The organism is Cryptosporangium aurantiacum, from assembly GCF_900143005.1.
Lineage (GTDB): Bacteria > Actinomycetota > Actinomycetes > Mycobacteriales > Cryptosporangiaceae > Cryptosporangium > Cryptosporangium aurantiacum.
This window is the reverse complement of the sequence record NZ_FRCS01000001.1, coordinates 463,635-490,063: the sequence shown is the minus strand read 5'-3', so window position 1 is coordinate 490,063 and position 26,429 is coordinate 463,635. Positions and strand designations below refer to the sequence as shown.

General features: G+C 71.5%; 30 protein-coding genes. 10 read left to right on the top strand and 20 right to left on the bottom strand.

From position 1 onward, the window contains the following. The first annotated feature begins 26 nt into the window (after nucleotides 1-26). On the top strand, nucleotides 27-299 hold the full coding sequence (locus BUB75_RS02135) for a response regulator transcription factor (RefSeq protein WP_073250862.1): 273 nt from the start codon (nucleotides 27-29) through the stop codon (nucleotides 297-299). 96 nt (nucleotides 300-395) lie between these two features. On the opposite strand, the gene BUB75_RS02130 is transcribed toward BUB75_RS02135, so the two are convergent. The 3 genes from BUB75_RS02130 to BUB75_RS02120 are packed head-to-tail and all read right to left on the bottom strand — an operon-like array spanning nucleotide 396 to nucleotide 4,650. After that, nucleotides 396-1,229, bottom strand: coding sequence for a hypothetical protein (locus BUB75_RS02130; RefSeq protein ID WP_073250860.1), 834 nt, complete (start codon nucleotides 1,227-1,229; stop codon nucleotides 396-398). A gap of 17 nt (nucleotides 1,230-1,246) precedes the next feature. Beyond that, entirely contained in the window at nucleotides 1,247-2,404 is a 1,158-nt protein-coding gene (locus tag BUB75_RS02125; protein WP_073250858.1) for a GTPase, read from the bottom strand. After that, entirely contained in the window at nucleotides 2,401-4,650 is a 2,250-nt protein-coding gene (locus BUB75_RS02120) for a hypothetical protein (RefSeq protein WP_073250856.1), read from the bottom strand. The genes BUB75_RS02125 and BUB75_RS02120 overlap by 4 nt, the downstream gene beginning before the upstream one ends. A gap of 140 nt (nucleotides 4,651-4,790) precedes the next feature. Between BUB75_RS02120 and BUB75_RS02115 the strand changes: the two genes are divergently transcribed. Further along, a complete protein-coding gene (locus tag BUB75_RS02115) occupies nucleotides 4,791-5,225 on the top strand; it encodes a hypothetical protein (RefSeq protein ID WP_073250855.1) in 435 nt (144 codons plus the stop codon). Nucleotides 5,226-5,296: 71 nt separating this feature from the next. Here BUB75_RS02115 and trpA read toward each other — a convergent pair whose 3' ends face one another. From trpA to BUB75_RS02090, 5 genes are all read right to left on the bottom strand, one after another. Next, nucleotides 5,297-6,091 (bottom strand): tryptophan synthase subunit alpha, encoded by a 795-nt coding sequence (gene trpA / locus BUB75_RS02110; protein ID WP_073250852.1) that lies wholly within the window; start codon nucleotides 6,089-6,091, stop codon nucleotides 5,297-5,299. Between the two features lies 1 nt (nucleotide 6,092). Then, entirely contained in the window at nucleotides 6,093-7,313 is a 1,221-nt protein-coding gene (gene trpB / locus BUB75_RS02105; RefSeq protein ID WP_073250850.1) for a tryptophan synthase subunit beta, read from the bottom strand. A gap of 105 nt (nucleotides 7,314-7,418) precedes the next feature. Next, nucleotides 7,419-8,231 carry an indole-3-glycerol phosphate synthase TrpC gene (trpC, locus tag BUB75_RS02100; RefSeq protein ID WP_073250848.1) on the bottom strand — a complete coding sequence of 271 codons (813 nt, stop codon included), beginning with the start codon at nucleotides 8,229-8,231 and terminating at the stop codon, nucleotides 7,419-7,421. A 263-nt stretch (nucleotides 8,232-8,494) separates the two neighbouring features. Further along, a complete protein-coding gene (locus tag BUB75_RS02095) occupies nucleotides 8,495-8,692 on the bottom strand; it encodes a hypothetical protein (RefSeq protein WP_143174991.1) in 198 nt (65 codons plus the stop codon). A 120-nt stretch (nucleotides 8,693-8,812) separates the two neighbouring features. Continuing rightward, nucleotides 8,813-9,001, bottom strand: a complete 189-nt coding sequence (locus tag BUB75_RS02090) for a hypothetical protein (protein WP_073250844.1) — start codon at nucleotides 8,999-9,001, stop codon at nucleotides 8,813-8,815. A 185-nt stretch (nucleotides 9,002-9,186) separates the two neighbouring features. Between BUB75_RS02090 and BUB75_RS02085 the strand changes: the two genes are divergently transcribed. Next, nucleotides 9,187-9,921 carry an NYN domain-containing protein gene (locus BUB75_RS02085; RefSeq protein ID WP_073250842.1) on the top strand — a complete coding sequence of 245 codons (735 nt, stop codon included), beginning with the start codon at nucleotides 9,187-9,189 and terminating at the stop codon, nucleotides 9,919-9,921. Nucleotides 9,922-10,019: 98 nt separating this feature from the next. Here BUB75_RS02085 and BUB75_RS02080 read toward each other — a convergent pair whose 3' ends face one another. Next, a complete protein-coding gene (locus BUB75_RS02080) occupies nucleotides 10,020-10,580 on the bottom strand; it encodes a Trp biosynthesis-associated membrane protein (protein ID WP_073250841.1) in 561 nt (186 codons plus the stop codon). After that, nucleotides 10,577-12,091 (bottom strand): anthranilate synthase component I, encoded by a 1,515-nt coding sequence (locus BUB75_RS02075; protein WP_073250839.1) that lies wholly within the window; start codon nucleotides 12,089-12,091, stop codon nucleotides 10,577-10,579. The genes BUB75_RS02080 and BUB75_RS02075 overlap by 4 nt, the downstream gene beginning before the upstream one ends. Nucleotides 12,092-12,165: 74 nt before the next feature. On the opposite strand from BUB75_RS02075, the gene BUB75_RS02070 reads away from it, so the two are divergent. After that, entirely contained in the window at nucleotides 12,166-13,356 is a 1,191-nt protein-coding gene (locus tag BUB75_RS02070) for a PP2C family protein-serine/threonine phosphatase (RefSeq protein WP_218617235.1), read from the top strand. Here the strand turns inward: BUB75_RS02070 and hisI are convergent. After that, a complete protein-coding gene (hisI, locus tag BUB75_RS02065) occupies nucleotides 13,333-13,707 on the bottom strand; it encodes a phosphoribosyl-AMP cyclohydrolase (protein WP_073250837.1) in 375 nt (124 codons plus the stop codon). The genes BUB75_RS02070 and hisI overlap by 24 nt on opposite strands. Nucleotides 13,708-13,792: 85 nt before the next feature. Between hisI and BUB75_RS02060 the strand changes: the two genes are divergently transcribed. The 5 genes from BUB75_RS02060 (at nucleotide 13,793) to BUB75_RS02040 (ending at nucleotide 17,720) form a co-directional block, all read left to right on the top strand. Next, nucleotides 13,793-14,527, top strand: a complete 735-nt coding sequence (locus BUB75_RS02060; protein ID WP_073250835.1) for an ABC transporter ATP-binding protein — start codon at nucleotides 13,793-13,795, stop codon at nucleotides 14,525-14,527. Then, nucleotides 14,527-15,303: an ABC transporter permease gene (locus BUB75_RS02055; RefSeq protein WP_073250833.1), complete on the top strand. Its 777-nt coding sequence runs from the start codon at nucleotides 14,527-14,529 to the stop codon at nucleotides 15,301-15,303. The genes BUB75_RS02060 and BUB75_RS02055 overlap by 1 nt, the downstream gene beginning before the upstream one ends. A gap of 1 nt (nucleotide 15,304) precedes the next feature. Beyond that, on the top strand, nucleotides 15,305-15,907 hold the full coding sequence (locus BUB75_RS02050) for a TetR/AcrR family transcriptional regulator (RefSeq protein ID WP_073250831.1): 603 nt from the start codon (nucleotides 15,305-15,307) through the stop codon (nucleotides 15,905-15,907). Between the two features lie 20 nt (nucleotides 15,908-15,927). Beyond that, nucleotides 15,928-16,560: a TIGR03085 family metal-binding protein gene (locus BUB75_RS02045; protein WP_073252611.1), complete on the top strand. Its 633-nt coding sequence runs from the start codon at nucleotides 15,928-15,930 to the stop codon at nucleotides 16,558-16,560. A gap of 530 nt (nucleotides 16,561-17,090) precedes the next feature. Continuing rightward, entirely contained in the window at nucleotides 17,091-17,720 is a 630-nt protein-coding gene (locus BUB75_RS02040; RefSeq protein ID WP_073250829.1) for a hypothetical protein, read from the top strand. 184 nt (nucleotides 17,721-17,904) lie between these two features. Here the strand turns inward: BUB75_RS02040 and hisF are convergent, their stop codons facing one another. Genes hisF through hisD form a run of 7 tightly spaced genes read right to left on the bottom strand, consistent with a single transcriptional unit; the run spans nucleotide 17,905 to nucleotide 23,492 of the window. Then, the gene (gene hisF, locus BUB75_RS02035) at nucleotides 17,905-18,675 is read right to left on the bottom strand and encodes an imidazole glycerol phosphate synthase subunit HisF (protein WP_073250827.1); all 771 of its coding nucleotides are present in this window, start codon (nucleotides 18,673-18,675) and stop codon (nucleotides 17,905-17,907) included. Next, nucleotides 18,672-19,397: a bifunctional 1-(5-phosphoribosyl)-5-((5-phosphoribosylamino)methylideneamino)imidazole-4-carboxamide isomerase/phosphoribosylanthranilate isomerase PriA gene (gene priA, locus BUB75_RS02030; protein WP_073250825.1), complete on the bottom strand. Its 726-nt coding sequence runs from the start codon at nucleotides 19,395-19,397 to the stop codon at nucleotides 18,672-18,674. Before priA ends, hisF begins: the two co-directional genes overlap by 4 nt. Then, nucleotides 19,394-19,783, bottom strand: a complete 390-nt coding sequence (locus BUB75_RS02025) for a hypothetical protein (RefSeq protein ID WP_073250823.1) — start codon at nucleotides 19,781-19,783, stop codon at nucleotides 19,394-19,396. The genes priA and BUB75_RS02025 overlap by 4 nt, the downstream gene beginning before the upstream one ends. A gap of 16 nt (nucleotides 19,784-19,799) precedes the next feature. Beyond that, a complete protein-coding gene (gene hisH, locus BUB75_RS02020; protein ID WP_073250821.1) occupies nucleotides 19,800-20,411 on the bottom strand; it encodes an imidazole glycerol phosphate synthase subunit HisH in 612 nt (203 codons plus the stop codon). Continuing rightward, complete coding sequence (gene hisB / locus BUB75_RS02015) at nucleotides 20,408-21,010, bottom strand: imidazoleglycerol-phosphate dehydratase HisB (RefSeq protein ID WP_073250819.1); 603 nt, start codon at nucleotides 21,008-21,010, stop codon at nucleotides 20,408-20,410. Before hisB ends, hisH begins: the two co-directional genes overlap by 4 nt. Continuing rightward, nucleotides 21,007-22,170 (bottom strand): histidinol-phosphate transaminase, encoded by a 1,164-nt coding sequence (locus tag BUB75_RS02010; protein ID WP_073250816.1) that lies wholly within the window; start codon nucleotides 22,168-22,170, stop codon nucleotides 21,007-21,009. The genes hisB and BUB75_RS02010 overlap by 4 nt, the downstream gene beginning before the upstream one ends. Then, nucleotides 22,167-23,492: a histidinol dehydrogenase gene (hisD, locus tag BUB75_RS02005; RefSeq protein WP_073250814.1), complete on the bottom strand. Its 1,326-nt coding sequence runs from the start codon at nucleotides 23,490-23,492 to the stop codon at nucleotides 22,167-22,169. The genes BUB75_RS02010 and hisD overlap by 4 nt, the downstream gene beginning before the upstream one ends. Nucleotides 23,493-23,652: 160 nt before the next feature. On the opposite strand from hisD, the gene BUB75_RS02000 reads away from it, so the two are divergent. Beyond that, on the top strand, nucleotides 23,653-24,381 hold the full coding sequence (locus BUB75_RS02000; RefSeq protein WP_073250812.1) for an LON peptidase substrate-binding domain-containing protein: 729 nt from the start codon (nucleotides 23,653-23,655) through the stop codon (nucleotides 24,379-24,381). A 34-nt stretch (nucleotides 24,382-24,415) separates the two neighbouring features. Here the strand turns inward: BUB75_RS02000 and BUB75_RS01995 are convergent, their stop codons facing one another. Further along, nucleotides 24,416-25,270 (bottom strand): DUF2567 domain-containing protein, encoded by an 855-nt coding sequence (locus BUB75_RS01995; protein ID WP_143174990.1) that lies wholly within the window; start codon nucleotides 25,268-25,270, stop codon nucleotides 24,416-24,418. A 16-nt stretch (nucleotides 25,271-25,286) separates the two neighbouring features. After that, the gene (locus BUB75_RS01990) at nucleotides 25,287-26,390 is read right to left on the bottom strand and encodes a MinD/ParA family ATP-binding protein (RefSeq protein WP_143174989.1); all 1,104 of its coding nucleotides are present in this window, start codon (nucleotides 26,388-26,390) and stop codon (nucleotides 25,287-25,289) included. Nucleotides 26,391-26,429: the final 39 nt, after the last annotated feature.

Genomic DNA, 26,429 nt, shown 5'->3' with positions numbered 1-26,429 from the left:
GTCAACCCTTCGACCGAGGAGCACCGATGACGGCCAACGGCCAATTGTTCGTGCCGCTGACGCCGCGCCAAGAGCAGGTACTCGAGCTGCTCGGCGCCGGGCTGACCGCCCGGGCGATCGCCCGGCGGCTCGGGATCTCGCCCCGCACCGTCACCAAGCATCAGGAGCAGCTCTACCGCCGGCTCGGCACGTCCGACCGGCTCACCACCGTCCTGCTGGCGCAGCGGCTGGGTCTCATTCCCGTTCGGTACGAGGTTCTCCCGGTTCCGGGCCCGGGGCCGGACCTCGGCCGATGCTGAGCGGCAGCTGGATCTCCCACTGCCTGACGTCGCGGTGGTCCCAGCGAATCACTGCGGCCACCCCGACGTCGCCCCCGTTCAGCGACACCCGGACGGTCAGCGCGTACCCCTCGTCACCACCCAGATGATCAGCAGCACCAGGCCGGCGAGCGCCACCGTCGCTCCGCCGAGTACCGCGGCCCACCACAGAGGGCTCCGATGCCCCCGGCGCCGCGGCGCGACGTCCGCCAGTCCTTTTGGGTCGATCTCCACCACCTCGCTCCGAAGCCGGTCGGTCACCAGCACCGCATGCTCGCCGCCGGGCTGATCGGCCAGCCACGCACGGGCGTCCTCCTCGTTGGCCAGGTTGAGCACGAGTGCCCAGCCCTCGGCGCCTCCGAGCAGCGCAGCGGCCCGGCGCACCAGCCGGTCCACGGCACGGTCGCTGCGCGCCTCGCCCAGCCAGGACACGTTCCGGTCCGCAGAATCGCCGGGCTCAGCGTCGTCCGTATCGAGCTTGTCCAGGACCGCAGCGAACCGCCGCGCGACTTCCGCCGCGGTCTCGGCGGCCGCGTCACCCGGGCGGAGCAGGCGCTCGACGACGTCGGCCGGGAACTGCTCGTCGAGCAGCCCGGACAGAACCCCCGGCTCGGCCGGCGTTTCACCCTGGCTCAACCACTCCCGGACCAGCCCGGCGACCCGGGAGGTGTCCTCGCTGGCCGCGCCGGTGAGGACCGTCGTGTACCGGATGACGGTGTCGGTCCGATCCCGCCGCACCGACGGGATCGCGCTCAGGTAGAGCCACCAGCCGTCGGGGCCGCCGCGCAGGAGCAGCGAGCGATGGTCGAACGAGGTGAGCCGGCCGAACGCGGTCCAGCGCTGTTCAGCCGGTGCGTCGCCGAGGAACCGGTAGTCGTCGGTCAGTCCGCGGGTCATCAGATGGATGCGCATGGTGGTACTCCTTCTCGTCAGAGGTCTCGGGCCCGCGCGCCGAGCCCGAGCCCGGCCAGCCGGTGCAGCTGCTCGGCGAGGGCGTTGGCGGAGGAATCCGCGAGGTCGGCCATCTGCCGGGTGATCTGGGCCCGGCTGCGTCGCGCCGCCTTCTCGCCGGTGAGCCAGAGCAGCGTGTTGCCCCAGAAGCCCTCGTTGCGGACGGCGAGCTCCGCCGCGGCGTCGGCGCGCGCCCGCGCGGCGCCTGCCTCCTGCGCCCGCGCGCGCTGGCTCAGCGAGAGCAGGTGCTGCACCAGCAGGACGAAGACGTCGTTGATGCCGGCCATCCGGATCTCCGGCGCGCCGCCGTCGGGGCGGCGCCGGACGCGGTACTGCGCCATGAACACCGGCGCATCCCCGTTGAGCTGCGGTGCCCACTGCGCTGACATGAACTCGACGCAGCCGACCGTGTCGACCGGGGCGTAACGGATGACCGCACCGGGAGCCTCCTCGCGGATCGCGTCGAATACCGCGCCGTAGACCTCCTTGACCTGGGCGTAGAGGTCCAGCGCCCGGTCGCGGACGCCGCCGTTGTCGGCGAAGTAGGACTCGGTGCGCACCGGGACGACGATCACCAGCGCCGGTTCGTCAGGGTTGGCGTGGCGGGCACGGGCCCAGTCCCGGACCACGTCCTCGACCTCGGGCGTCGTGAGGATGCTGGGGACGTACTTGCGCTCGGACTGGCCGACGGTCTCCATCAGCACGACGGCGTCGACCGGCATCAGCAGGACCGACGAGTCCTCGATGAACGTCCGGCACTGCTCCCAGTCGGCCTCACGGTTGGTGCGCAGGCTCGGGTCCAGCCACGCACCGGGGTAGTCGAGCAGCTCGAAGAGCAGCTCCAAACCGGGTACGCCGGCTTCCAGTTTGAGACGGAACGTGAACGGCTCGGCCGTTCCACGGAGGGCACCCGGCGAGAACTGACGGCTGACCCGCCAGCCCTCCAGCTCTTTGCGCTGCGCCTGGATCATCTTCTCGGTTGCGCCGTCGGCCCAGCGCATCCGCACCGCGGTACGGGCCAGCAGGCCTTCGCCGCTGCGCAGCAGCGAGTTGATCAGCGTCGTCTTCCCGACCCGGGTCGGGCCGATGATCCCGACCCGCATCGCGGTGCGGTCCTGGGTATCGGGCTCGGTCATTCTCCGTCTCCGTCCAATTCGGTGACCACGGCGGCCAGTTGTTCCGCGCGCTTGCGCACCCGGGCGACCCGCGCGTTCGCTCCGTCCAAGCCCTCGTAGACGCCGGGCCACAGCTCGTCCCGGTACGAGCGGGCCAGCCGCCCGAATTCCTGCTCGGCCGCACCGGAGCGGAGTACCGCGTCCGCGAACTGCTCGACGGCGGTGAACAACACGAGCGCCGGCATCGCGTGCTGTGACAGCAGCTCCGATCGGATCCGCCAGGCGGCCTGCTCGCCGAGCTCGGCCACGATCTGGTGCAGCTCCTGGGCCCCGTCCTCGTTCGGCGCGACCGCGACCTGGGTAACGTAGGCGCCCGTCTGCGGGTCACGGACGGCGAAGCTCAACGGATCGAGAGCCGGACGCACCTGTGGGTGCAGATGGGTCCGGTAGTCCAGGCGGACGTCGAGCAACTCGTCGATCGCGGTGGACAGGTTCTCGCAGGGCTCCGCCGCGCCTCGGGCCAGCGCGCGCAGGAGTTCGAGTCCGGAGCGTCCCGGCTCGTCGGCCACCAGGCCGCCGAGCGAGGTGCCGAGAGCGGTCGTGACCCGCTCCAGCACCTCCTCGACCTGCTCGCCGAAGAACAGGTCGAGGCCGGTGTAGCGGCGGCTCAGCTCGACCCGGACCCGGTTGAACTCGACGGTCGCGAACGGACCCGGGCCGCCGTACTGCCGCATGCTGCGGAGCGCGTCCGCAACCCAGACGTCGGTGCCGCGCCCCAGACCGTCGTTCACCCAGTCGCGGGAAGCCCGGTACGCGTCCTCGACCGCGGCCGCGTAGGCCTCGTTCTGGTAGTTCGCGCGCAGGTCCTCGAGCAGCTCCTGGAGCGCGACCGCGACGTCCTGGTGCAGCGCGCGAGCGCGCCGGAGGACGTCCTCGACGGTCCCGCCCGTCGCCGACCGCAGCGCGCGTAGTGCTTCGGTCACGTCCTCCGCTGCGGACGCCAGACCGCTGCGCACCGGCGCGGACGTCGCACGAGTTCCGGCGAGGACCGCCGCGTCCATCGCGGGAAGCCGGTCGGCGAGGTGCTCCAGCACGGGCCGGAGCATCTGGTCCGCGACCGCCTGTGGGTCGCGGGCGTCCACCTCGAGCATGTCCAGGTTCCGGCCGTCCTGCCCCTCGTTCATCAGCTTCCGGACGTGCGCGCGCACGCTCTCGGCGAGCAGCGAGGACGGGTCACCGCTGTTGAGGACCAGGAAGACGAAGTCCTTGCGGTCGACGAACCCCCGCGCCTCGTCGAGTAGCGTCATCGCCCGGACATCGGCGTCGCCCCAGTACGCCATGCCTTCCTGAGCACGCTTGACCAGCAGCACGACGTCGACGTCGTCCCGGAGACCGACCACGTGGTGACGCGAACGCTCCTCCGCGATCTCGCCCAGTCCGGGCATGTCGAGCAAGCCGAGCGTCGTCACCTCGTCGTACGGGAACGCGCACTCGATCCTGATGTCCCGTACCGCGAGGTACCGGCGTGCCACCGGGCCGTGGCGCATCTGCTCGATCGTCGGGAACGCAACGTAGTCGCGGAGCCCGTCGAACTCGTCCCCGGTGAGTTCGATCGGACGGCCCCGCTCGAGCAGGTCAGCGTAGGACCAGAGCCCCTCCTGCATTTCGCGGAGCTCGACGATCAGCGCCTGGTGCTGGGCGTCCTCGGTCTCCCCGGCCGCCGGATACCGCCAGGTGCGGAACTGTTCCAGGTCGGCGGGAGCGCCGGCCAGACCGGCCTGGCCGTGATACGGCGCGAGGACCGCAGTGCGGAACGAGTGGAACGTATGCAGGTCGAGGATCGCGCGGCGCTGCCCCGGCGAGTGAAAGATGCGGCTGCGGACCGCGGTCACCGGGATGCCCGAACCGGTCGGCAGATGCTCGTCGCACAGACCGGACATCGACTGCAGCAGCGTGCTCTTTCCGACGCGGGCCTGCCCTCCGACGCCGATGTTCACGGTGTCGCGGCTGATCCGGGCCTCGACCTGCTGGAGGCGCTCGATGACACCGGTGATCGCCGGACGCACCTCGGCCACGCGCAGGTGGAGGAGGCTCTCAACGACCTCCGGCGGGGTCGCTGGATAGGAACACAGGTCATTCAGCGCCCGGTCGAGCGCGACGACGTTCTCGTCCGCGCGGCGCCAGCGATCGATCTCTGATCGGATTCGCGGCAGTCGGGCGCGCCGGGCCGTCAATACGGCGTTGATCTTCTCTGCGATTTCGGCCATGGGCATCAGGGTGGCTCTCACCAATGGCGCGCACGATGCGGAGAAATGCGTACGCACTTTTCCGAATAGCGCGTCGTCGATCAGCTCTCGCAGGCTGACCACCGCGGGGGAACGAGACCTCCGCACTGTGAGGAGGATCGATGAACGCGAACGACGCACGAATCGGCCGGGTCTACGTCGCCCAGAAGGGCTCCAACGTGCCCGACACCTCGCCCAACGCGGGCCCGCCGCGGGCGAACAGCTACGACCTGATCGTCCAGCTGGAAGCCGGAAACGTGATCGGTCAGAGCATGGCCAACTACACGGTGCATTTCACCGCGATCGATGAGAACAAGGCGCAGCCCGAGGCCGGCCTCACGCCGGCCGACCTGAAGGAGGAGTTCACCGCTCCCGGGTGGCAGCCGCAGGGCACGGATTTCGTCCGGACCGGAACCGGCGAGCCGGTCGGCGTCCTCCGCCTGCCGGTGACGATTCCGGCCGGGCTGACCGGGCGATTCCACTACAACGTGGAGTTCGTCAACGCCGGGTTCCAGGTGGTGGACCTCGCGCAGTCCGAGGCCTTCATCCTGGTGTGACGCGCTGAGACGCTCCCGGCCGCCGGAGGGGGTGGCCGGGAGCGCGGTTCGCTCTCAGCGGGTCAGGCTTGTTATCGGGTCCGGACTCCTCGAGCGAGGTCTGCGGAGAGGTCGCGGATCGCGCGGAGACCGGCGGCGCGGTCGTCGGCGTCCAGCAGGCACCGCACCAGCGCCGAGCCCACGATCACGCCGTCGGCGTAGCCGGCCACCTCCGCGGCCTGGGCCCCGTTCGAGACGCCGAGCCCGATGCCGACCGGGATATCGGAGGCCTTCCGGACCCGCTCGACCAGCGCGGGCGCCGCCGCGCTCGTCGACTCACGCGCCCCGGTCACACCCATCACCGCGGTCGCGTACACAAACCCCCGGCATGCCGCGACCGTGGAGGCGATCCGCGCCGTGGTCGACGACGGCGCGACCAGGAACACCCGGTCGAGCCCGTGCTCCTCGGACGCCGTCATCCACGGCTCGGCCTCGTCCGGAATCAGGTCCGGCGTGATCAGCCCGGCTCCCCCGGCGGACGCCAGATCGGCGGCGAACCGGTCGACCCCGTACCGCTCGACCGGGTTCCAGTACGTCATCACCAGCGCCGGAGCCCCCGCGGACGCCACCGCCTCGACGGCGCGGAACACGTCCCGGGTGCGGACGCCCCCGCGCAGCGCCTGCTCGGCCGCCGCCTGGATCGTCGGCCCGTCCATCACCGGGTCCGAGTACGGGACGCCGACCTCGACGACGTCCACCCCGGCGTCGACCATCGCTTTCATCGCGTCCAGCGACCCGGGGACGTCGGGGAACCCGACCGGCAGGTAGCCGACCAGCACGCCGCGGCCGTCGGCCTTGGCCTTCGCAAAAACCTCGGAGACGCTCATCTCAGCGGCCCTCGCTGCTCTCGACGTCCTGCTCGTCGAGGTACCCGAACCACCGGCCGGCGGTGGCCACGTCCTTGTCACCGCGACCGGACAGGTTGATCAGGATCGTGGCGTCCGGACCGAGCTCCTTGGCGATGCGCAGCGCACCGGCCAGCGCGTGCGAGCTCTCGATCGCCGGGATGATGCCCTCGGTGCGGCAGAGCAACCGGAACGCGTCCATCGCCTCGGCGTCGGTGACCGGCTGGTAGTTCACCCGGCCGATGTCGTGCAGGTACGCGTGTTCCGGCCCGACCCCCGGGTAGTCGAGGCCGGCCGAGATCGAGTGCGACTCGATGGTCTGACCGTCCTCGTCCTGCAGCACGTACGAGCGGGCACCGTGCAGGACGCCCGGCGCGCCGCCGGTGAGCGTCGCGGCGTGGCGTCCGGTCTCGACGCCGTCCCCACCCGCTTCGAAGCCGAACAGCTGCACGTCGGCGTCGTCCAAAAATGCATTGAAGATGCCGATGGCGTTGGACCCGCCGCCGACGCACGCCGCGACGGCGGTGGGCAGTTGGCCCGTGAGGGCCAGGGTCTGGGCCCGCGCCTCCTCGCCGATGATCTTCTGGAAGTCGCGGACGATCACCGGGAACGGGTGCGGACCGCCGACCGAGCCGATCAGGTAGTGCGTGGTGTCGACGTTCGTGACCCAGTCGCGGAACGCCTCGTTCATCGCGTCCTTGAGCGTGCGGCTGCCGGACTTGACCGGCACGACCGTCGAGCCGAGCAGCTCCATCCGGGCGACGTTGAGCGCCTGGCGCTCGGTGTCGACCTCACCCATGTAGACGGTGCACTCGAGGCCGAACAGCGCGGCCGCAGTGGCCGAGGCGACACCGTGCTGGCCGGCACCGGTCTCGGCGATGATGCGCTTCTTGCCCATCCGGCGGGTGAGCAGCGCCTGGCCGAGAACGTTGTTCACCTTGTGGGCGCCGGTGTGGTTGAGGTCTTCCCGCTTGAGCAGGATGCGGGCGCCGGCTTTCTCGGAGAAACGCGTCGCGTCGTAGAGGCGGCTGGGGCGGCCCGCGTAGTCGTCGAGCAGGCGGCTCAGCTCGGCCCGGAACTCCGGGTCGGACTGGGCTTTTGTGTACTCGGCGTCGAGCTCGTCCAGGGCGGCAATTAGGGCTTCCGGGACGAATCGACCGCCGAAGCGGCCAAAGTGTCCAGTTTTGTCAGGCGTGATCGTCATCAAAGATCCTTCGGGAACGACGGCATGGGCTAACGGCTCAGCCGCTGCGCCATCGTCTCCCGTCGGGACGAGCCCTGTCGTCCCCGGTGCGGTACGTCGTTGCCACTAGCGCGGGCTCCGCGGGGTGGCAGGGTGGGAGCCGGCCGTCACCAGGTCGGCCACGGCCTGGCGCGGGCTGCGGTCGGTGACCAGACCCTCGCCGACCAGCACCGCATCGGCACCGGCTGCCGCGTAGGAGATCAGGTCGTGCGGCCCGCGAACGCCGGACTCGGCGATCTTCACGACCTGCGACGGGAGACCCGGCGCGATCCGCTCGAACACCGACCGGTCGACCTCCAGCGTCCGCAGGTCACGGGCGTTGACGCCGATCACGCGGGCGCCGGCCTCCAGTGCGCGGCTCGCCTCCTCCTCGGTGTGGACCTCGACGAGCGCGGTCATACCGAGCGACTCGACGCGTTCCAGCAGGCCGGTGAGGACGTTCTGCTCCAGCGCCGCGACGATCAGCAGCACCAGGTCGGCGCCGTGCGCCCTGGCCTCGTGCACCTGGTACGTCGAGACGATGAAGTCCTTGCGCAGCACCGGAACGTCGACCGCCGCTCGCACCGCGTCCAGGTCCTCGAGCGAACCACCGAAGCGGCGCTGCTCGGTGAGGACGCTGATGCAGCGGGCGCCGCCGGCCTCGTAGTCCGTGGCCAGTGCGGCGGGGTCAGGAATGTCAGCGATCGCCCCGCGTGAGGGCGATGCCCGCTTCACTTCGGCGATCACACCGACGCCGGGCGCACGCAACGCCGCCCAGGCGTCCCGTGCCGGCCGTGCCGCGGCAGCGAGCTCTTTGACCCGTTCGAACGGGACGCGGCTCTCGCGGTCGGCGAGGTCGGCTCGGACCCCGACCAGAATCTCGTCCAGCGCGCTCGTCATGCGGCTCCATCCCGTGGTGCCATGGCGGAATCGTAACGAGAGTGCCAGACCGGATGGATCCGGGGTGACTCCGGGTGCCCTCTACACGGCTCACCGCAGTACAAAGCCCCCAAATCTGGTGCCGATCGCGGCCCGCTCACTGGGTTCAGGGCTCGGCGGTCAGTTCCCCCAAACCGAGCTTCCCGGTCCCATCGATCAGCCGCTGATCGAACGTGTATAGGCAACTTCCAGCCGCTCAGCCAACAAAACGTACACCGCATCCGCTATGGACAGATTCTTCCCAGCTTCAGCAACCGGGCGCTGTCTTGACGTGGATCCGGCGCGAAGAGCGAGACTTCTAGCTGCAGGACGGCGTTCGCGGCGTTCAACGCCTCCGCCGGGCCGAGACGGTCAGCACCCGGCGCCTTGGTGCGCCCGCAGATCCGGCCGAGGACCTCGGTGAAGAACACCGCTGGCGCCACCAAGCGACCGCTTCAACAACTCAGCGGCACGCTGCCGCTCGTCCACGCTGCCGCCGTCTCCCAATAACCAGCGCACGACAACCGAGGAGTCGACCACGATCGGCGCCATCGACTGAGTGCTCACTCCCAGCCTGCCGCACGTCGATCCGCGTGGATCCCCGCCACGATTTCCTTCGTCGTGGCGCTCCCGAAGCGGTCCGATGCGGCCACCTCGTCGATGAACCGCTCCCGGCGGGTGCGGCGGCCCTCGGCGCGGAGCTGTTCCGCACGGCCGTGGACGTGTTCGCGCAGGAGCGGCGATGTCGACACCGTGCTCCCGCAAGAGGGCCAGGTCGTCCTTGTGGAGGCGCTCGACCAGGAGTTTCCCGGACTCGTCGGGAGGGTGGCGAGGCGCTACCTGAAGTTCGCCCATACAACCCATCGTACCAATGAGTGATCGACCCTCACGCGCCACCCTTTACCGGTACCCTCGTGCCAACATGAGGGAGGATCTGATGCGGGTGGGCGTCTACATCGACGGCTACAACCTGTACTACGGCGGCCGCGGCCTGATGGGTGGGCGCGGAAAGCCGGGCTGGAGATGGCTGGATTTACGGCAGCTATCCGCTGCTCTAGTGCAGCACCGTTCCGGATGGCCTTCGGCGCGGATCGAACGCGTCGTCTATTGCACGGCCCGCGAGGCCGGTGACTCGAACGCCGAACGCCAGCGGAACCAGGACGTGTACCTACGGGCTCTCACCGCAGCGCACGCCGTCGACATGATCGAGTACGGCACCTACGTCAACCGGGTCGCGTACTGTCCGCTGGCTACTCGCGGTTCCCGAGGTCAGCCGGTACTCACGACACCGGATTGGCCCGTCAAGCTTCGAGATAGCAACGGCGTGGAGGTCGCGGACGCCCGGTTCCTGGTGTCCGTCGCCAAGCGCGAGGAGAAAGGCTCCGACGTCAACGTGGCGTCTCACCTCCTCCTCGATCAATTCGAACAGCGTGTCGATGCTGCCGTCGTGATCAGCAACGACAGCGATCTCGCGTTCCCGATCACGAGCAGCCGGGAGCGGCTTCCCGTCGGCGTGGTCAATCCGACGCGGAGCTACACGGCAGGCGCACTGAGCGGCTCACCGGTCGCCGGTGTCGGCGGCCACTGGTGGTATCGCCTGCGACCCGCGGACCTGACCGCCGCCCAGTTACCGGATCGGATCGGACCGATCACGAAGCCGACGGGCTGGTGATTGCAGCTGCCGTCACTGACAGCTATCATTTGGGCATCGCACAGCCCGGTCCCTCTGGGGCCGGGTTTACTTTTGCCCGGACCCAGAGGATCGACGTCTCACCGCGTGGGGTCGTCGCCGCGGTCGAGGGCATCCCACATCGCGGCCGGTGGCGCATCCGGCCCTACTGCGGCAGGTGCCTTCGCGCGCGGCGCCGGGGCGTCGTAGCGGGCTCCCATCGCCGCCCAGCCGCGCCCGCGCGCCAACGCGACCACGCCGGCGGCCAGCACGAGCACCCCACCGGCGACGCAGAGCAGCGGCCAGACGAACGTAGTGTCCCCGGCCAGGCCACGCACGCCACCGGCGGCCACCGCGAGGCCGGCGACCGTGAGCAGCGCCGCTACCGCGAGTCGGCCGCGCCCTCGGGTCGCCAGCAACGCCAGGCCACCCGCGGCACCGACGAGGGCCGCCGCGGCCGCCCATGGGACCAGGTCACGCCCGGTGGTGTGGACGGTGTCCGGCGGCAGCGGCGCGACCCGCTCGACGGTCTCGGAGGCCCAGACCCGGCCGGTGGTGAAGTAGGCCGCGGCACCGCCGACGACGGCCGCCAGCACCGACACGGTCAGCGCCCGGCGCGAGCCAGGCGGCTCGGACTGGCCCGGCGGCGCGGACGGGGTCACCGGGCCGCCCGTAGCGTCTCGGCGGTCGCGATCGCCGAGAGCACCGCAGCCGCCTTGTTCTGCGACTCGCGCTCCTCGGCGAGCGGATCGGAGTCGGCAACCACCCCGCCACCGGCCTGCACGTATGCGGTCCCGTCGCGCATCAGCGCGGTGCGGATCGCGATCGCCATGTCGAGGTTGCCCGCGAAGTCGAGATATCCCACCGTGCCGCCGTACAGTCCGCGCCGCGTCGGCTCCAGCGAATCGATGATCTCCATCGCCCGCACCTTGGGCGCGCCGGTCAACGTCCCCGCCGGGAACGTCGCGGTCAGCACGTCGAACGCCGAACGCCCGGCCGAGATCTCCCCCACCACCGTCGACACGATGTGCATGACGTGGCTGTAGCGCTCGATCTCCATGAAGTCCACGACGTCGACCGTGCCGGGCCGGCAGACCCGCCCGAGGTCGTTGCGTCCGAGGTCGACGAGCATGACGTGCTCGGACCGCTCCTTCGGGTCGGCGATCAGCTCGGCGGCCAGCCGGGCGTCCTCCTCCGGCGTCGCGCCCCTCCAGCGGGTGCCCGCGATCGGGTGGAGCAGCGCTCGCCCGTCGGTGACCTTGACGTGCGCCTCGGGCGACGAGCCGACGATGTCGAAGCCGTCGAACCGCAGCAGGTACATGTACGGGCTGGGGTTCGTGGCGCGCAGCACCCGATAGACGTCGAGCGGGTCGGCCTCGGTCGCCACCTCGAACCGCTGGCTCGGGACGATCTGGAAGCACTCGCCGGCCCGGATCGCCTCCTTCGCGATCTCCACGGCCTTCGGGTAGTCGCCCTCGGGCATCCGGCTGCGGAACTCGGCGACCCGCACCCGGTTCATCGTCGAGACGCCGTGCGGCGTCGGCCGGGACAGCGCGGTCGTCATCGACTCCAGCCGGCCGACGGCGCGGAAGTAGGCCTCGTTCACCTCGTCCGGCGACGCGTCGGCGGGGACGATCGCGTTGGCGATCAGCAGCAGCGAACCGTCGGTGTGGTCGAGCGCGGCGAGGTCGGTCGCGAGCATCATGCCCAGCTCGGGCAGTTCCAGGTCGTCGATGCCGTTGCTCGGCAGCTTCTCGATCCGCCGGACGATGTCGTACGCCAGGTAGCCCACCATGCCGCCGGTCAGCGTCGGGAGGCCGGGCCGCACCGGCGACGCCAGCGCCTGCACCACCTCGCCCAGCACGGCGAGCGGATCACCGTCGACCGGCACGCCGGGCGGCGGGTCGCCCAGCCAGAAGGCGGATCCGTTGCGGCTGGTCAACGTCGCTACGCTGCGCACGCCGACGAACGAGTAGCGCGACCAGACGCCGCCGTGCTCGGCGGACTCGAGCAGGAAGGTGCCCGGTCCTCCGGCCAGCTTGCGGTAGAGCCCGACCGGGGTCTCGCCGTCGGCGAGTAGTCGTCGGGTCACCGGAACTACCCGCCGGTCGCGGACCAGGCGGGCGAACTCGTCGCGGTCGGGGCTGAACGTGCCGTCGGTGCCAGTAGTCACGACCCCATTGTGGCCGACGTGCGATTTCTGAGCAGCCGGGTAATCCCCCGACGGAGGCACCGGGAAGGAGCGCCGTGAGCGAGGAGATGTTCGACGGCTTACTACAGGGATCCCACCGGTGCCATCCGGAGGATCTGATCGACCTGATCGCGACCCACGCGGCGCCGGTCGGGTTGCACGATCCGGTGCTCTACCTCGCCGATCTGCAGCAGGTGAACCTGGTCCGGGTGCCGCGTGGCCGGATCCGCCCGCCGATCGAACCGGACGAGCGGCTGCCGGTCGACACGACGGCGGTCGGCCGGGTGTTCCGGCGGAACCAGGTGCGGACGGTGCCGATCCCGGACGGACGGTGCCAGATCTGGCTGCCGCTGCTGGACGGCACCGAACGGCTCGGCGTGTTACGGCTGACCGTGGACGCCGACGCCCGCCACCGGCTCGACCCGGTGCTCGGCCGCCGTGCTCGCCGCCTGGCGTCGCTCGTGGCGTTGCTGGTCGTGAGCAAGCGGGCCTACAGCGACACGCTGGTCGAGCTGACCCGGCGGGACGACATGAGCCTGTCCGCCGAGATGCAGTGGGGACTGCTCCCGCCGCTGACGTTCTCTACCGAGCGCATCGTGGTCACCGGCGCACTGGAGCCCGCGTACCAGGTGGCCGGTGACACGTTCGACTACGGCATCGTTGATGACGGCGTCCACCTGGCGTTGTTCGATGCGGCAGGGCACGACCTGAACTCGGCCGTCGTGGTCGGCCTGGCCGCAGCGGCCTACCGGCGGGGACGCCGGGCCGGCCTGGACCTGGTGGAGCTGGGCGACACGATCGACCGGACGGTGGCCGCACGGTTCGGACCGCCGGAGCTGGTAACCGGGGTGCTCGCCCACTTCGACGCGGGCACCGGCGGGCTGCAGTGGGTGCTGCGTGGGCATCCGCCGCCCGTGCTGCTCCGGGACGGCAAGTGGGTGAAGACGCTCGAGATCAAGCCGGGCCTGCCGATGGGGATCGGCGTCCACCGGCCGACCGAGCTCGGGACCGTGCAGCTCGAGCCCGGCGACCGGCTGCTCTTCTACACCGACGGCGTCACCGAGGCGCGGGACGCCGAGGGCGCGGAGTTCGGCCTCGACCGGCTGGTCGACTTCGTGATCCGGCGGGAGGCCGATCAGCTACCGCCGCCCGAGACGCTACGCCGGTTGATCCGGACGATCCTCGACCACCAGCACGGACACCTACAGGACGACGCGACGGTCCTACTCGTCGAGTGGCGCCCGTAGCAGCACCCGGGCGTCGAAGCAGGTGTGGTCGCCGGTGTGGCAGGCCGCGCCCTCCTGATCGACGGTGACGAGCAGCGTGTCGCCGTCGCAGTCGAGCGCGACCGACCGCACCCACTGCCGGTGCCCGGACGTCTCGCCCTTCACCCAGTACTCGCTGCGGCTCCGCGACCAGTACGTGGCCCGGCCGGTGGTGAGCGTGCGGTGCAGCGCCTCGTCGTCCATCCAGCCGACCATCAGCACCTCGCGGGTGTCGTGCTGCTGGACCACCGCCGTCACCAGGCCGTGCGCGTCGCGCTTGAGCTGTGCGGCGATCGAAGGGTCGAGCTGCGAGGGGCGAACGGGTGCGGTCACCCCACCATCTTAGGTCCAGCTCTTCCGCGCGGCGCATATTTCCACTACCGTTGAATTCAACAGCCGATGACTTTCAGGAGGAGCCATGGAGGCGGCGGTAGCGGTCAGCGACCTCGTCGTCGAGCGCGGAAAACGTCGGGTATTGCATGGTGTGAACTTCTCGGCGCCGTCCGGAACGGTCATCGGGCTGCTCGGCCCGAGCGGCTGCGGCAAGACGACGCTGATGCGGTGCCTGGTGGGTGTGCAGAAGATCCGGTCCGGCACCGTCACCGTGCTGGGCGAGCCCGCGGGCAGCGCGCCCCTGCGGCGTCGCGTCGGCTACCTCACCCAGCAACCCTCGGTCTACGGGGACCTCACGGTCCGGGAGAACACGCGCTACTTCGCCGCCGTCCTCGGCGTGGGGCACGCGGCAGCCGATCAGGCGATCGCCGACGTCGGGCTCGCGACGCACGCGGATCAGCTGGTCGGCGCGCTCTCCGGCGGCCAGCACGCCCGGGCCTCGCTGGCGTGCGCGCTGCTCGGGCGCCCTGAGGTCCTGGTCCTCGACGAACCGACCGTCGGCCAGGATCCGGTGCTCAGGCAGGACCTGTGGCAGCAGTTCCACCAGCTCGCCGCCGACGGCACGCTGCTCGTCGTCTCCAGCCATGTGATGGACGAAGCAGGCAAGTGCGACCGCCTGCTGCTCATGCGCGACGGCCGGTTCGTCGCCGACGCGGAGCCCGCCGCACTCCGCGCCGATACCGGTACCGACGACCTCGAGGAGGCGTTCCTCCGGATCATCCGGGCGAACTCCGAGAAGACCGCGACGGAGGTGGCGTGATGGCCACCGCGACGCTGTCCGCCCGCCCGGCCGTACGGGTGCTATCCGTCCGTAGCACCGGCGCCACCGCCAAGAGGGTGCTCACCCAGCTCGTCCGCGACCGGCGCACGGTAGCGATGCTCCTGGTCGTACCGAGCCTCCTCATGGTGCTGCTGCGCTACGTCTTCGACGACCAGGTGCTGTTCAACCGGATCGCCCCCGCGCTGCTCGGAGTGTTCCCGTTCATCGTGATGTTCCTGCTGACCAGCGTGGCCATGCTGCGGGAACGCACGTCGGGCACGCTCGAACGCCTGCTGACCACGCCGATGGCAAAAGCGGACCTGCTGCTCGGCTACGGCATCGCGTTCGCGGTCGCCGCCGCGGCGCAGGCGACGGTCGCGTGTGCGACCGCGTACTGGCTGCTCGACCTGACGACACAGGGATCGGTCGGGCTGCTGGTCCTGGTCGCGGTGGCCGACGCGATCCTCGGCATGGCGCTCGGCCTGTGGGTCAGCGCGTTCGCCCGCACCGAGTTCCAGGCGGTGCAGTTCATGCCGGCGTTCGTCCTGCCGCAGGTTCTGCTGTGCGGCCTGCTGACACCCCGGGATGCGATGGCCGACTGGCTGGAGGCGATCAGTAACGTGTTGCCGATGAGCTACGCCGTCGACGCCCTCAACGAGGTGCAGAACAACAGCGAGGTGACCAGCGCGCTGATCGGCGACCTCGCGATCGTCGTCGGCGCGACGGTGCTGGCGCTGGCGCTGGCGGCGGCCACTTTGCGGCGGCGGACCGCCTGACGTGGCACGAACCGGACGACGGCCGGGCGGCGGCTCGGGGACGCAGCAGGCGATCCTCGACGCCGCCCGGGCCGCGTTCACCGAATCCGGGTACGACGGCGCCACGATCCGCGCGATCGCCGGGAAGGCGGGCGTCGACCCCGCCCTCGTGCACCACTACTTTGGGACGAAGGAGCACCTCTTCGTCGCGACGATGGAGCTGCCGTTCGATCCGACCGAGGTGCTCCCGGGCCTGATCGCGCCCGGTCTCGACGGATTGGGCGAACGGCTGGTCCGGATGTTGCTCTCGATCTGGGACAACATGGGCGATCAGAACCCGTTCGCCGCGTTGCTGCGCAGCGCGATGACCCATGAGCGGGCCGCGGTGATGTTCCGCGAGTTCGCGTCCACCGCGATCTTCGGCACGGTCATGAAGGCCATCGACGCCGACCGGCCGGAGCTGCGAACCGGCATGGTCGCCTCCCAGGTGGCCGGGTTGGTGATGACCCGGTACCTGCTCAAGCTGCCCGCGATGGTCGAGGCCACTCCGGACGAGATCGTCGCCGGTATCGGTCCCACGATTCAGCGATACTTGACCGAACCACTCGGCCTGCCGCCGCGGTGAACACGTCCTACGCTCGGACCATGCCGACGATCGCGCAGTCCGAGCGTGCCGAACTCGCCGACTTGTTCGAGGCCATCGGTCCGGACGCCCCGACGCTCTGTTCCGGCTGGACCACCGCTGACCTGGCCGCACACCTGGTCGTGCGCGAGCGTCGTCCGGACAGCACCCCCGGCATCCGACTCGGCGCGTTCGCCGGCTGGACCGAGCGCGTCCGGCTGGGCGCCCTGCACGAACGCGGGTACGCGGGGCTGATCCGCGACCTGCGGTCCGGCCCGCCCCGGTGGAGCCCGTTCGGGCTGCCCGGCGTCGACGGGCTCGCCAACTCGGTGGAGATGTTCGTACATCACGAGGACGTACGGCGGGCCCAGGACGGTTGGGAACCGCGTGCGTTGTCGGCCGGCGTCCAGAAAGCACTGTGGCGGACGCTCGGCATGGCCCGGATCTTGCTCCGGTCCGCGTCGTCCGGCGTCACGCTGGCCGCGCCGGGGATCGGCGAGCGGGTCGCCAAGGCCGGCGAGCCGATGGTCGTGGTGACCGGCGAGCCGGCCGAGCTGATCCTGTTCTGCTACGGCAGGCAGCAGCACAGCCGGGTGACGATCGAGGGTGACGCCGCAGCCGCCGACCAGCTGCGCGCCGCGGATCTCGGCGTCTGACCGGCGCCGCACGGCTGTGACATCGTGCGGTAGCTGGGAAAACAGAATTCACTCAAGTGCCTGCTGGTAACGTGCGCTTCTGGTACCGGCGATCCGGGGGGTTCGCCGGAGCCGCCGCAGGGCCCCGTGCTCACGGACGCTACCGTCGCCCCGCGGTTACCCGAGGCCTGCGCGGGCGCTGTCACGCCGATGCCCGGAGCCTCGCGGTCCCGTCATGAGGAGAGGACCTTCAGATGCACCCCGGTGACCGTTCCCGGCCGACCGCGTCCGCCGCCCCGTCCGTGGCAGCGCCCGGACCGGCAGGCACGACGTCCACGGCGGGCACCGTGCCACCCCCCTCGACCCCAGGGAGCGGATCCGACTCCGCGTACCCTGGCGCCGCCGGCGACCGATCCGGCGCAGACAACACGCCTCCGTGGCGGCAAACGCCGGCCGCGTCCACCGGGTCGGACCCGGCGGGTCAGTCGGCCGAAGAGGTCGTCGACAACCTCTGGGCGGCCCTTCAACGGAGCAAAGGACAGGAGTCCCGAGTGCAGTCAGACGTCGACACGAGCGACCGGAGCGGCGACAGCGCCCGCACCACGCCCCCGGCGACGCCCGCCCCGCGTACGTCCGGTACGCCCGCGAGCAGCACCACGCCGACCGGCTCCGGCTCGTCGTCCAGCACGACGAGCACGCCGAGCTCGACGACCCCTCCGACCGGGTCGAGCACCGGTGCGACGACGACCGGCGCCGGCAGCACGAACCCGACGTTCGGAAGCGGCACCACCGCCAGCAGCACCAGCAGCACCGACAGCAGCACCGCGGGCCTGGTCCCGGCGGGGCGGCCGGCGAGCGGCGGGCGGTCCGGGCTGAACGGTGGCCGTGACGGTGCGACGCCCGCGGCGCGGCCGGACGTCCAGCCGCTGCTGGACGCCGAGTACGCGGCGACCGTGCGCGAGCGGTGGTTCGGGGTGCAGTCGGCGTTCGTCGACGACCCGGAGAGCGCGGTGCGGGAAGCCAGCGTCGTGCTGGAGGACTCGATCGCGGCGATCGGGCGTGGCCTGGAGAAGCTCCGCCGCTCGGTCACCGACGCCGCCGAGGCCGCCGACGGCACCGAGGACCTCCGCGTAGCCCTGCTCCGCCACCGCGAGGTAATAGGCCGCCTCCTCCAGCTCTAATTTGGGCGGCCCGCCCAGGGGGCGAGCCTGACAGGCGAGCGCGAGGACTTGAGACGCCAAGGCCAAGGTCGCGGCGTCCTCGCGCTCGACTGCCAGGCTCGTCCTGGGCGGGCTCCACGTCAGAACGCTCGCGCCTGACGGCGCTCGAACCCCGAAGGCCCCGGCTGCGCCGGGGCCTTCGGCGTTAGCGGACGGGGGCGCCGGAGGTGCGCAGGGTGGCTTTGACCTCGCCGATCGTCAATTCGCCGAAGTGGAAGACGCTGGCGGCGAGTACCGCGTCGGCGCCGGCCTCGATCGCGGGCGGGAAGTGCTCCAGCGCGCCGGCGCCGCCGCTGGCGATCACCGGGACGTCCACGACCGCCCGCACCGCGGTGATCAGCGGCAGGTCGTATCCGTCCTTGGTCCCGTCGCCGTCCATCGAGTTGAGCAGGATCTCGCCGACCCCGTACTCCTGGCCGCGCGCTGCCCACTCCACCGCGTCGATGCCGGTCCCCCGGCGTCCGCCGTGCGTCGTCACTTCGAAGCCGCTCGGCGTCGGCGGGCCGTCGACCACCCGCCGGGCGTCCACCGAGAGCACGACGCACTGCGAACCGAACCGCTCGGCGGCCTCCCGCAGCAGCTCCGGCCGCGCGATCGCCGCGGTGTTGATCCCGACCTTGTCCGCACCGGCCCGGAGCAGCGCGTCCACGTCCGCCGTGGTGCGGACCCCACCCCCGACCGTGAGCGGGATGAACACGGTCTCCGCGGTGCGGCGCACCACGTCGTAGGTGGTCTCCCGCCCCGAGGACGACGCGGTGATGTCGAGGAACGTCAGCTCGTCGGCGCCGGCCGCGTCGTACGCCCGCGCCAGCTCGACCGGGTCACCCGCGTCCCGCAGCCGGGTGAAGTTGACACCCTTCACGACCCGGCCCTTGTCGACGTCGAGACACGGGATCACCCGCACGGCTACGGTCACTCGGCCACCGCCGCGAGCGCCTCGGGCAGCGTGAACGCCCCGGCGTAGAGCGCCTTGCCGACGATCGCGCCCTCGACGCCGAGCGGCACCAGCGTCGCCAGCTCACGCAGGTCGTCCAGCGTGGACACCCCACCGGACGCGACCACCGGCCGGTCGGTGGCGGCGCACACCTGCTTGAGCAGCTCGACGTTCGGGCCGGTCAGCGTGCCGTCCCGGCGGACGTCGGTGACCACGTACCGCGAGCAGCCCTCGGAGTCCAGGCGAGCCAGCACCTCGAAAAGCTCACCACCGTCGCGGGTCCAGCCGCGCGCCGCCAGCGTCGTGCCGCGGACGTCCAGGCCGACCGCGATCCGGTCACCGTGCTCGGCGATGGCTTTCGCGCACCACTCCGGGTCCTCCAGCGCGGCAGTGCCGATGTTCACCCGCGTGCAGCCGGTAGCCAGTGCGGCCCGCAGCGACGCGTCGTCCCGGATGCCGCCGGACAGCTCGACCTTCACGTCCACCGCCGCGACGACGGAAGCCAGCTGCGCCGCGTTGGATCCGCGTCCGAACGCCGCATCGAGGTCCACCAGGTGGATCCACTCCGCGCCGTCGCGCTGCCAGGTGAGCGCGGCCTCCAGCGGGTCCCCGTAAGAGGTCTCGCTGCCCGCCTCCCCCTGCACCAATCGGACTGCCTGGCCATCGGCGACGTCGACCGCGGGAAGCAGCTCGAGCCTAGTCATGATCGGTGCACACTCCGGGAGTAATCAGATCTGGTCAGGGCGAGCAGGACAGGGGTCAGCAGTAACGCGAGCACGGTCGCGCCGATCCGCATCGCCCACGAGTCGATCGTGACCCATACGACGAGCAGCAGGACGATCAGGCCGGTCGCGATCGCCGCCAGCTGGGCCCGGTCGCGGCGGGCCGCCCGGATCTTTCCGGTACGGCCACGGCCGAACAGGCCTCGGCGGTGCGGCTCCGGGCGGCGTCGGGGCACTATCGCCCGGGCCGCGCGCCACGGCGCCGTGAGGATCGCGCGTCGACGGGCACGCCGCTCCGCCTCGATCCGCAGCCGCTCCGCCTCGGCTTCGCGCGCGGCTCGGGCGAGCGCACGCGCCTTGCTGGTCATCGGAGCTCCGAAGTCGTCATGTCAGTTCCCGTACCCAGTTCGCGAGCACCGCAGCACCCGCGTCGCCGGACTTCTCCGGGTGGAACTGCGTCGCGGCGACCGGACCGCGTTCGATCGCGGCCAGGAACGGCTCGTCGTGGGACGCGGTGGTGAGCACGCCCTCGATGCCGGTCGGCGGCGCGGCGTACGAGTGGACGAAGTAGAACCGCTCGTCCTCGACACCGCGGAACAGGTTCGACCCGGAACCGACCTCGACCGTGTTCCACCCCATGTGCGGGATGCGCTCGGCGGTCAGCCGGGTGACGCCACCAGGGAAGACGCCGAGGCCATGGGTGCGGACGCCGTGCTCGACGCCGAACTCGAACAGCACCTGCATGCCGACGCAGATGCCGAGCACCGGCCGGCCGTCCGCCACCCGGGCGTGGATCACGTCCTGCGCACCGAGCTTCTCGATCCCAGCCATGCAGGCGGCGTACGCGCCGACGCCGGGCACCACCAGGCCGTCGGCCTCCGCGGCCACGTCCAGATCCGGCGTCACGGTCACGTCGGCGCCCGCGCGGGCCAGCGCCCGCTCGGCGGACCGGAGGTTGCCCGACCCGTAGTCGAGCACGACGACCCGCGGGCTCATCCGGACAGCCGTCCCTTCGTCGACGGGATCCCGGTCACCCGCGGATCGAACGCGGTCGCATCCCGCAGCGCACGGGCGACGGCCTTGAACTGCGACTCCGCGATGTGGTGCGGGTCGCGTCCGGAGCGGACGAGGACGTGCAGCGCGATCGACGCGTTGTGGGTGAACGCCTCCCAGATGTGCCGCACCAGCGTCGCCGGAAACGCGGTGCCGATCTGGGCCACCTCCATCACCGCCGGCTCCTCGTGCACCAGGTACGGACGCCCGGCCAGGTCGACCGCGACCTGGACCAGCGCCTCGTCCAGCGGCACCAGCGCGTCGCCGAACCGGCGGATGCCCGCCTTGTCGCCGAGCGCCTGGTTGAACGCCTGGCCCAGTGCGATCGCGGTGTCCTCGACCGTGTGGTGCGCGTCGATGTGCAGGTCGCCGACGGTCTGCACGGTCAGGTCGAACCCGCCGTGCTTGCCGAGCTGGTTCAGCATGTGGTCGTAGAACCCGACGCCGGTCGAGATGTCGCACTTACCCGACCCATCGAGGTCGATCTCGACGAGCACCTTGGACTCGCCGGTGACCCGTTCGATCCGCCCGGTGCGGCTCATGCTTGCCCTTTCTGATCCAGCGCTGCGTCCAGCGCCACGAGGAACGCGTCGGTCTCGGCCGGGGTGCCTGCGGTGACGCGGAGGTAGCCCGGCAGCCCGACGTCCCGGATCAGGACGCCGCGGTCGAGCACCCGCCGCCAGACCGCCTTCTGGTCACCTAGTCCGCCGTTCTCGGTGGGGCCGCCGAACAGCACGAAGTTCGCGTCGCTGGGGACGACGTCCAGACCGCGGGCGGCCAGCTCGTCGACGATCCGGTCGCGCTGCTGCTTGATCGCCTCGACCGTCGCCAGCAGCGCGTCCGCGTGTGCGAGCGCGGCCCTGGCGGCGGCCTGGGTGAGCGCGGAGAGGTGGTACGGCAGACGCACGAGCCGCACCGCGTCGATCACCGCCGGATCGGCGGCCAGGTAACCGAGACGGGCACCGGCAAGCGCGAACGCCTTGCTCATCGTCCGGGTGACGACCAGCCGCGGGCTCGCGCCGAGCAGCGTCAGCGCGCTCGGCGTGCCCGGCCGGGCGAACTCGGCGTAGGCCTCGTCCACCACGACCATGCCGCGCGACTCGGCGAGCACCGCCTCGACGACGTCGAGGCCGAGCGCGGTGCCGGTCGGGTTGTTCGGTGAGCAGAGGAACACGATGTCGGGGTCGTGTTTCCGCACGTCGGCGGCGGCGTTCTCGGCGTCGACCGAGAAGTCGGCGTTGCGCCTGCCGTCGATCCAGGCGGTGCCGGTGCCGGTGCTCAGGATCGGGTGCATCGAGTACGCGGGGGTGAAGCCGAGCGCGGTGCGTCCGGGGCCGCCGAACACCTGCAGCAGCTGCTGCAGTACCTCGTTGGAGCCGTTCGCGGCCCAGAGGTTGTGCACGGTGAGCCCGTGCGCGATGTAGCGGGCCAGGTCCTCGCGGAGCGCGACCGCTTCGCGGTCGGGGTACCGGTTGAGCCCGGCCGCCTCGGTGCGGACCGCGTCCACGATCGCCTCGACGACGTCCGCGGGCACCGGGTACGAGTTCTCGTTCGTGTTCAACGCCACGGGGACGTCGAGCTGCGGTGCGCCGTACGGTTCGGAGCCCCGCAGCTCGTCCCGGATCGGGAGATCAGCGAGGGTCACGGTGCGGTCGGCCCAACGCCCGTCCGGCCCGGGCGCGGGCAGCGTCGGCGCGCTCATCGGAACCGCGCTCGAACGGCGGCGCCGTGCGCGGGGAGGTCCTCGGCGTCGGCCAGCGTCGTGACGTGATCGGCCACCTCGCGGAGCGCCTCCTCGGTGTACTCCACAACGTGGATGCCGCGCAGGAACGTCTGTACCGACAGGCCCGACGAGTGGCGCGCGCACCCACCGGTGGGCAGCACGTGGTTCGAGCCCGCGCAGTAGTCGCCGAGCGAGACCGGCGACCAGGCACCGACGAAGATCGCGCCGGCGTTGCGGACCCGCGCGGCCACCGCACGGGCGTCCGCGGTCTGGATCTCCAGGTGCTCGGCCGCGTACGCGTCCACCACCCGCAGCCCCTGCTCCAGGTCGTCGACCAGCACGATGCCGGACTGCGGACCGGACAGCGCCGCCTGGACGCGCTCGACGTGCTTGGTGGCCGCGACCTGGCGGACCACCTCGGCGTCGACCGCGTCCGCCAGCGCCGTGGACGCGGTGACCAGCACCGACGCGGCGGCCGGGTCGTGTTCGGCCTGGCTGATCAGGTCGGCGGCGACGTGCACCGGGTCAGCGGTGTCGTCCGCCAGCACCGCGATCTCGGTGGTGCCCGCCTCGGAGTCGATGCCGATGACGCCACGCAGCAGTCGCTTCGCGGCGGTGACCCAGATGTTGCCGGGGCCGGTGACGATGTCGACCGGCTCCACCGGCCCGGCGTCGTTCCCGGCGTCGGCCAGCCCGTACGCGAACACCGCGATCGCCTGGGCGCCGCCGACCGCGTACACCTCCTCGACGCCGAGCAGCGCACAGGCCGCGAGGATCGTCGGGTGCGGCAGGCCGCCGAACTCCTTCTGCGGCGGGGACGCGACGGCCAGCGCCGGCACGCCCGCCTCCTGCGCCGGGACGACGTTCATGATCACGCTGGACGGATAAACCGCGAGCCCACCGGGGACGTAGAGCCCGACCCGGCCGACCGGGACGAACCGCTCGGTGACGGTGCCACCGGGCACGACCCGGGTCGTGACGTCGGTGCGGCGCTGGTCGGCGTGGACGAGACGGGCGCGGCGGATCGACTCCAGCAGCGCGGCCCGGACCGCGTCGTCGAGCCCGGTCTCGGCGGCCGCGAGGGCCTCGGCCGGCACCCGGACGCCGGTCGCCTCGACGCCGTCGAAGCGCCGGGAAGCGTCCAACACCGCAGGTAGACCCTGGCTATGCACGGCCTCCACCACCGGACGGACCTGCGCAACCGCGGAGTCCACGTCGAGGGCGGCGCGGGGCAGTACGCCCCGCAAGTCGGCGGCGCTGCGCGTGGCAGCCGTCCCGCGGAGGTCGATTCGGGTCAGCACGGCTACGAGTCTACGGAGCGCGCCGACCGGATTCCCGCGATGGTTGCGCAGCTCTCGCCCAATCGCCACTTTCTGCTGCCTTGCGACGCCACAGTGTGGTAACCGACGCAGCGTACGAGTTCACCGAGCAGGGCGGCGGCTCCACTCCTACGCTGGACCCGTGGCCGAGACCATCCCGCTGTTTCCGCTCGGCACCGTCCTGTTTCCGGGAGTGGTGCTCCCGCTGCACATCTTCGAGCCGCGGTACCGGGCACTGGTGCGCGACCTGATGACGGCCGGGCCGGCTGCCCGCCAGTTCGGCGTGTGCGCGATCCGGCAGGGCTGGGAGGTCGGCGAGGGCGCCGTGACCGCGCTCTACGAGATCGGGTGCACCGCCGAACTCCGGCAGGTGCATCCCTATCGGGACGGCCGGTTCGACGTGGTGACGGCCGGCCGCGACCGGTTCCGGCTGCTGGACGTCGTCCCGGCCGACGGGGACGTGCCGTATCTGCGCGGCCGGATCGAACGGCTCCCGGAGGCGGACGCGGACGCCAGAGCGGGCGAAGAGGCCGAGGTGCTGGCCGCGGGCGTCCGCGAGGTGTTCGCGCGCTGCCGGACGCTGCTCCACGCCACGCTCCGGGCCGGCGAACAGACCGGGGACGACGAGACGGGGCAGCCGATCCTCCCGGCGCTACCGCTGCCCAGCGACCCGGCGATGCTCTCCTATCTGGTGGGGTCGGCGGCGCCGCTCACGCTCGACGATCAGCAGAGCCTGCTGGCGATCGACGACCCGGTCGGACGCCTGCGCCGGCAGCTGCGGCTGCTGAAGCGCGAGGCCACGATGCTCTCCCGGCTGCACGCGGTGCCGGTGCCGCTCGCCGAGCTGCGGGTCGGTCAGTCGCCGAACTGATCGGCTCGGTGACTCGGTCGCCCCGCCCCCGGGTTCACTGGTCCGGCGGGCGTTCTCCCCAGTGGCGTCCGGGCGCGCGGTTCAGCGCGGGGTCGACCTTCAGGTCCGGGTAACGCGACCACGCTGCGACGACGACGTACCCGAGCACCGCCACCAGCGGCTCCAGGAACAACAGGCCGAACGCGTTGAGCTTCACCGGCATCGAGAACGTCCGGCCGGGCGCGGCGTGCTGGAGCAGCGACTCGTACTCATCACGCCCCACCCAGATGCCGACCTTCCAGCTGACCCACGCTCCGGCCAGGCAGCCGACGGCCAGCCCCAGCAGGAGGATCGGCCCTCGCCAGCGGCGGGCGAGGTAGGCGATCGGCCCGAGTAGCAGCCCCGTCGCCAGGGCGAGCCCGCCGAACGTGGCCTGCTGCCCGAACGCCGACTCGCCGTAGTACTCAGCGAGGATCGGCCCGTTCGCGGTCATCAACACCGGGACGTGCGGCCCGATCCAGGCCCAGAGCACCCCGGTCACTGCGCCCAGCGCGGCGACGAGCAGCGCCAGCACGACGGCCGCGACCAGATCCCGCAGACTCACCGACGCGCGCAGCCCGGTCCAGAGCGCGGCGGGCGTGAGCGCGACCGGGTCCTCCGGCTCGTCGCCCGCGTGCCGCCGACGCGGAACCGGCACCAGGTCGGTGCCCGGCGCGGAGCCGAGCGTCTCCGGTACCGGGGGAAGCGGCGCCACCGGCGGCGCGGACGGAAGCGGCGCCACCGGCGGCGCGGACGGAAGCGGCGAGGGCTGCGCCGCGGTACCGGGCGACGTACCAGGCGTCTCGGGCGGCCCACTCGCGGGCGGCGGTGTCGTCACGCCGTCCGACGAGCTCGGCGAATCCTGGCGCACCGCTCAACCATAGTGCTCACCGCCCCCACCCCTGGACGAGGGCAGCACACGCATCCAGCCACGCCCGGCGGGTGGCATCGGCGATCTGTGAGAACACGATCGTCGACCCGGATTCCAGCGCCGGGTCGTACGGGATCACGGCGACCGCACGGGTGCGGTGCGAGAAGTGTTCGACCAGCTCTTCCAGGAGCGGTGAGCGGATCGGGCTGGGGCAGCTCAGGATCGTGACGGCGTCCGCGACCAGGTCGGCGTGCCCGTCCTCCTCCAGCAGGTCGAGCATCCAGTCGGCGGTGAACGCCGCGTCTTCCCGCGGCAGCGTCGTCACCACCAGCCGGTCGCTCTGCTCGATCACGGTCTTCCAGTTCGGGCTCTCGACGTTGTTGCCGGTGTCCACACAGACGATGTCGTACGCGGCGGTCAGCAGCCTCATCAGCCGCCGGACCGTGTCCGGGTCGAGGTGCCGGGCGATGCGCGGGTCCTCGTCGCCGGCCAGCACGTCGAACGAACCGTCGGACGCGTGCCGGAGGTAGTTTTCCAGCACCTCGTGGAGGTTCTGACCCGCGTTGATCGCGGTTTCGACGCCGGTGAGGTCGCCGATCAGGTGCTTGACGGTCCGGGCGTGCCGTGCGGTGCCCGCGCGAAGCCCGAGCGTGCCACGGAGCTCGTTGTCGTCCCACGCCAGCACGCCGCCGCCCCGCACGCTGCCGAGCGTCGCGGCGGCGAGCACGGTGGCCGTCGTCTTGTGGACGCCGCCCTTCGGGTTGATGAACGCAACCGCCTTCGGCACACCCACGTCGGCGCGGATGATCTCGACGGCTTGCGGGATCGGCACGGTGCCGACCAGCGGCGGAGGGGGGCCGGGGTCGGGCGGGGCCGGTCGGAAGTCGAAGTTGTCACCGGCCCGCTGCGGTGGTGCGACCACCGGCGGTGGCGCCAGGGGGTGCTGGGTCATCGGCTGGGTCGTCGGCGGGGCCACCGCCGGTTGAGCCGGTGGCGGGGTCAGCGGCGGCGCCAACGGCTGCGCGACGCCCATCGGACGCGGACGGCTCCGCTGCCGACCGAGTAACGCGCGCCAGCGTCTGACCGCTTCGCCCCGGTCGGCGGGCTCGCTCGGCCCCACCGGCACCTCCCACCCGTCTGGACGCCCCTGCGGTCAGGT

Bases quoted from the DNA above. Each gene is read 5' to 3' on its own strand.
- BUB75_RS02135 (WP_073250862.1), top strand. From the start codon at position 27: ATGACGGCCAACGGCCAATTGTTCGTGCCGCTGACGCCGCGCCAAGAG.
- BUB75_RS02130 (WP_073250860.1), bottom strand. From the start codon at position 1,229: ATGCGCATCCATCTGATGACCCGCGGACTGACCGACGACTACCGGTTC.
- BUB75_RS02125 (WP_073250858.1), bottom strand. From the start codon at position 2,404: ATGACCGAGCCCGATACCCAGGACCGCACCGCGATGCGGGTCGGGATC.
- BUB75_RS02120 (WP_073250856.1), bottom strand. From the start codon at position 4,650: ATGGCCGAAATCGCAGAGAAGATCAACGCCGTATTGACGGCCCGGCGC.
- BUB75_RS02115 (WP_073250855.1), top strand. From the start codon at position 4,791: ATGAACGCGAACGACGCACGAATCGGCCGGGTCTACGTCGCCCAGAAG.
- trpA (WP_073250852.1), bottom strand. From the start codon at position 6,091: ATGAGCGTCTCCGAGGTTTTTGCGAAGGCCAAGGCCGACGGCCGCGGC.
- trpB (WP_073250850.1), bottom strand. From the start codon at position 7,313: ATGACGATCACGCCTGACAAAACTGGACACTTTGGCCGCTTCGGCGGT.
- trpC (WP_073250848.1), bottom strand. From the start codon at position 8,231: ATGACGAGCGCGCTGGACGAGATTCTGGTCGGGGTCCGAGCCGACCTC.
- BUB75_RS02085 (WP_073250842.1), top strand. From the start codon at position 9,187: ATGCGGGTGGGCGTCTACATCGACGGCTACAACCTGTACTACGGCGGC.
- BUB75_RS02060 (WP_073250835.1), top strand. From the start codon at position 13,793: ATGGAGGCGGCGGTAGCGGTCAGCGACCTCGTCGTCGAGCGCGGAAAA.
- BUB75_RS02055 (WP_073250833.1), top strand. From the start codon at position 14,527: ATGGCCACCGCGACGCTGTCCGCCCGCCCGGCCGTACGGGTGCTATCC.
- BUB75_RS02045 (WP_073252611.1), top strand. From the start codon at position 15,928: ATGCCGACGATCGCGCAGTCCGAGCGTGCCGAACTCGCCGACTTGTTC.
- priA (WP_073250825.1), bottom strand. From the start codon at position 19,397: ATGACTAGGCTCGAGCTGCTTCCCGCGGTCGACGTCGCCGATGGCCAG.
- BUB75_RS02025 (WP_073250823.1), bottom strand. From the start codon at position 19,783: ATGACCAGCAAGGCGCGTGCGCTCGCCCGAGCCGCGCGCGAAGCCGAG.
- hisH (WP_073250821.1), bottom strand. From the start codon at position 20,411: ATGAGCCCGCGGGTCGTCGTGCTCGACTACGGGTCGGGCAACCTCCGG.
- hisB (WP_073250819.1), bottom strand. From the start codon at position 21,010: ATGAGCCGCACCGGGCGGATCGAACGGGTCACCGGCGAGTCCAAGGTG.
- BUB75_RS02010 (WP_073250816.1), bottom strand. From the start codon at position 22,170: ATGAGCGCGCCGACGCTGCCCGCGCCCGGGCCGGACGGGCGTTGGGCC.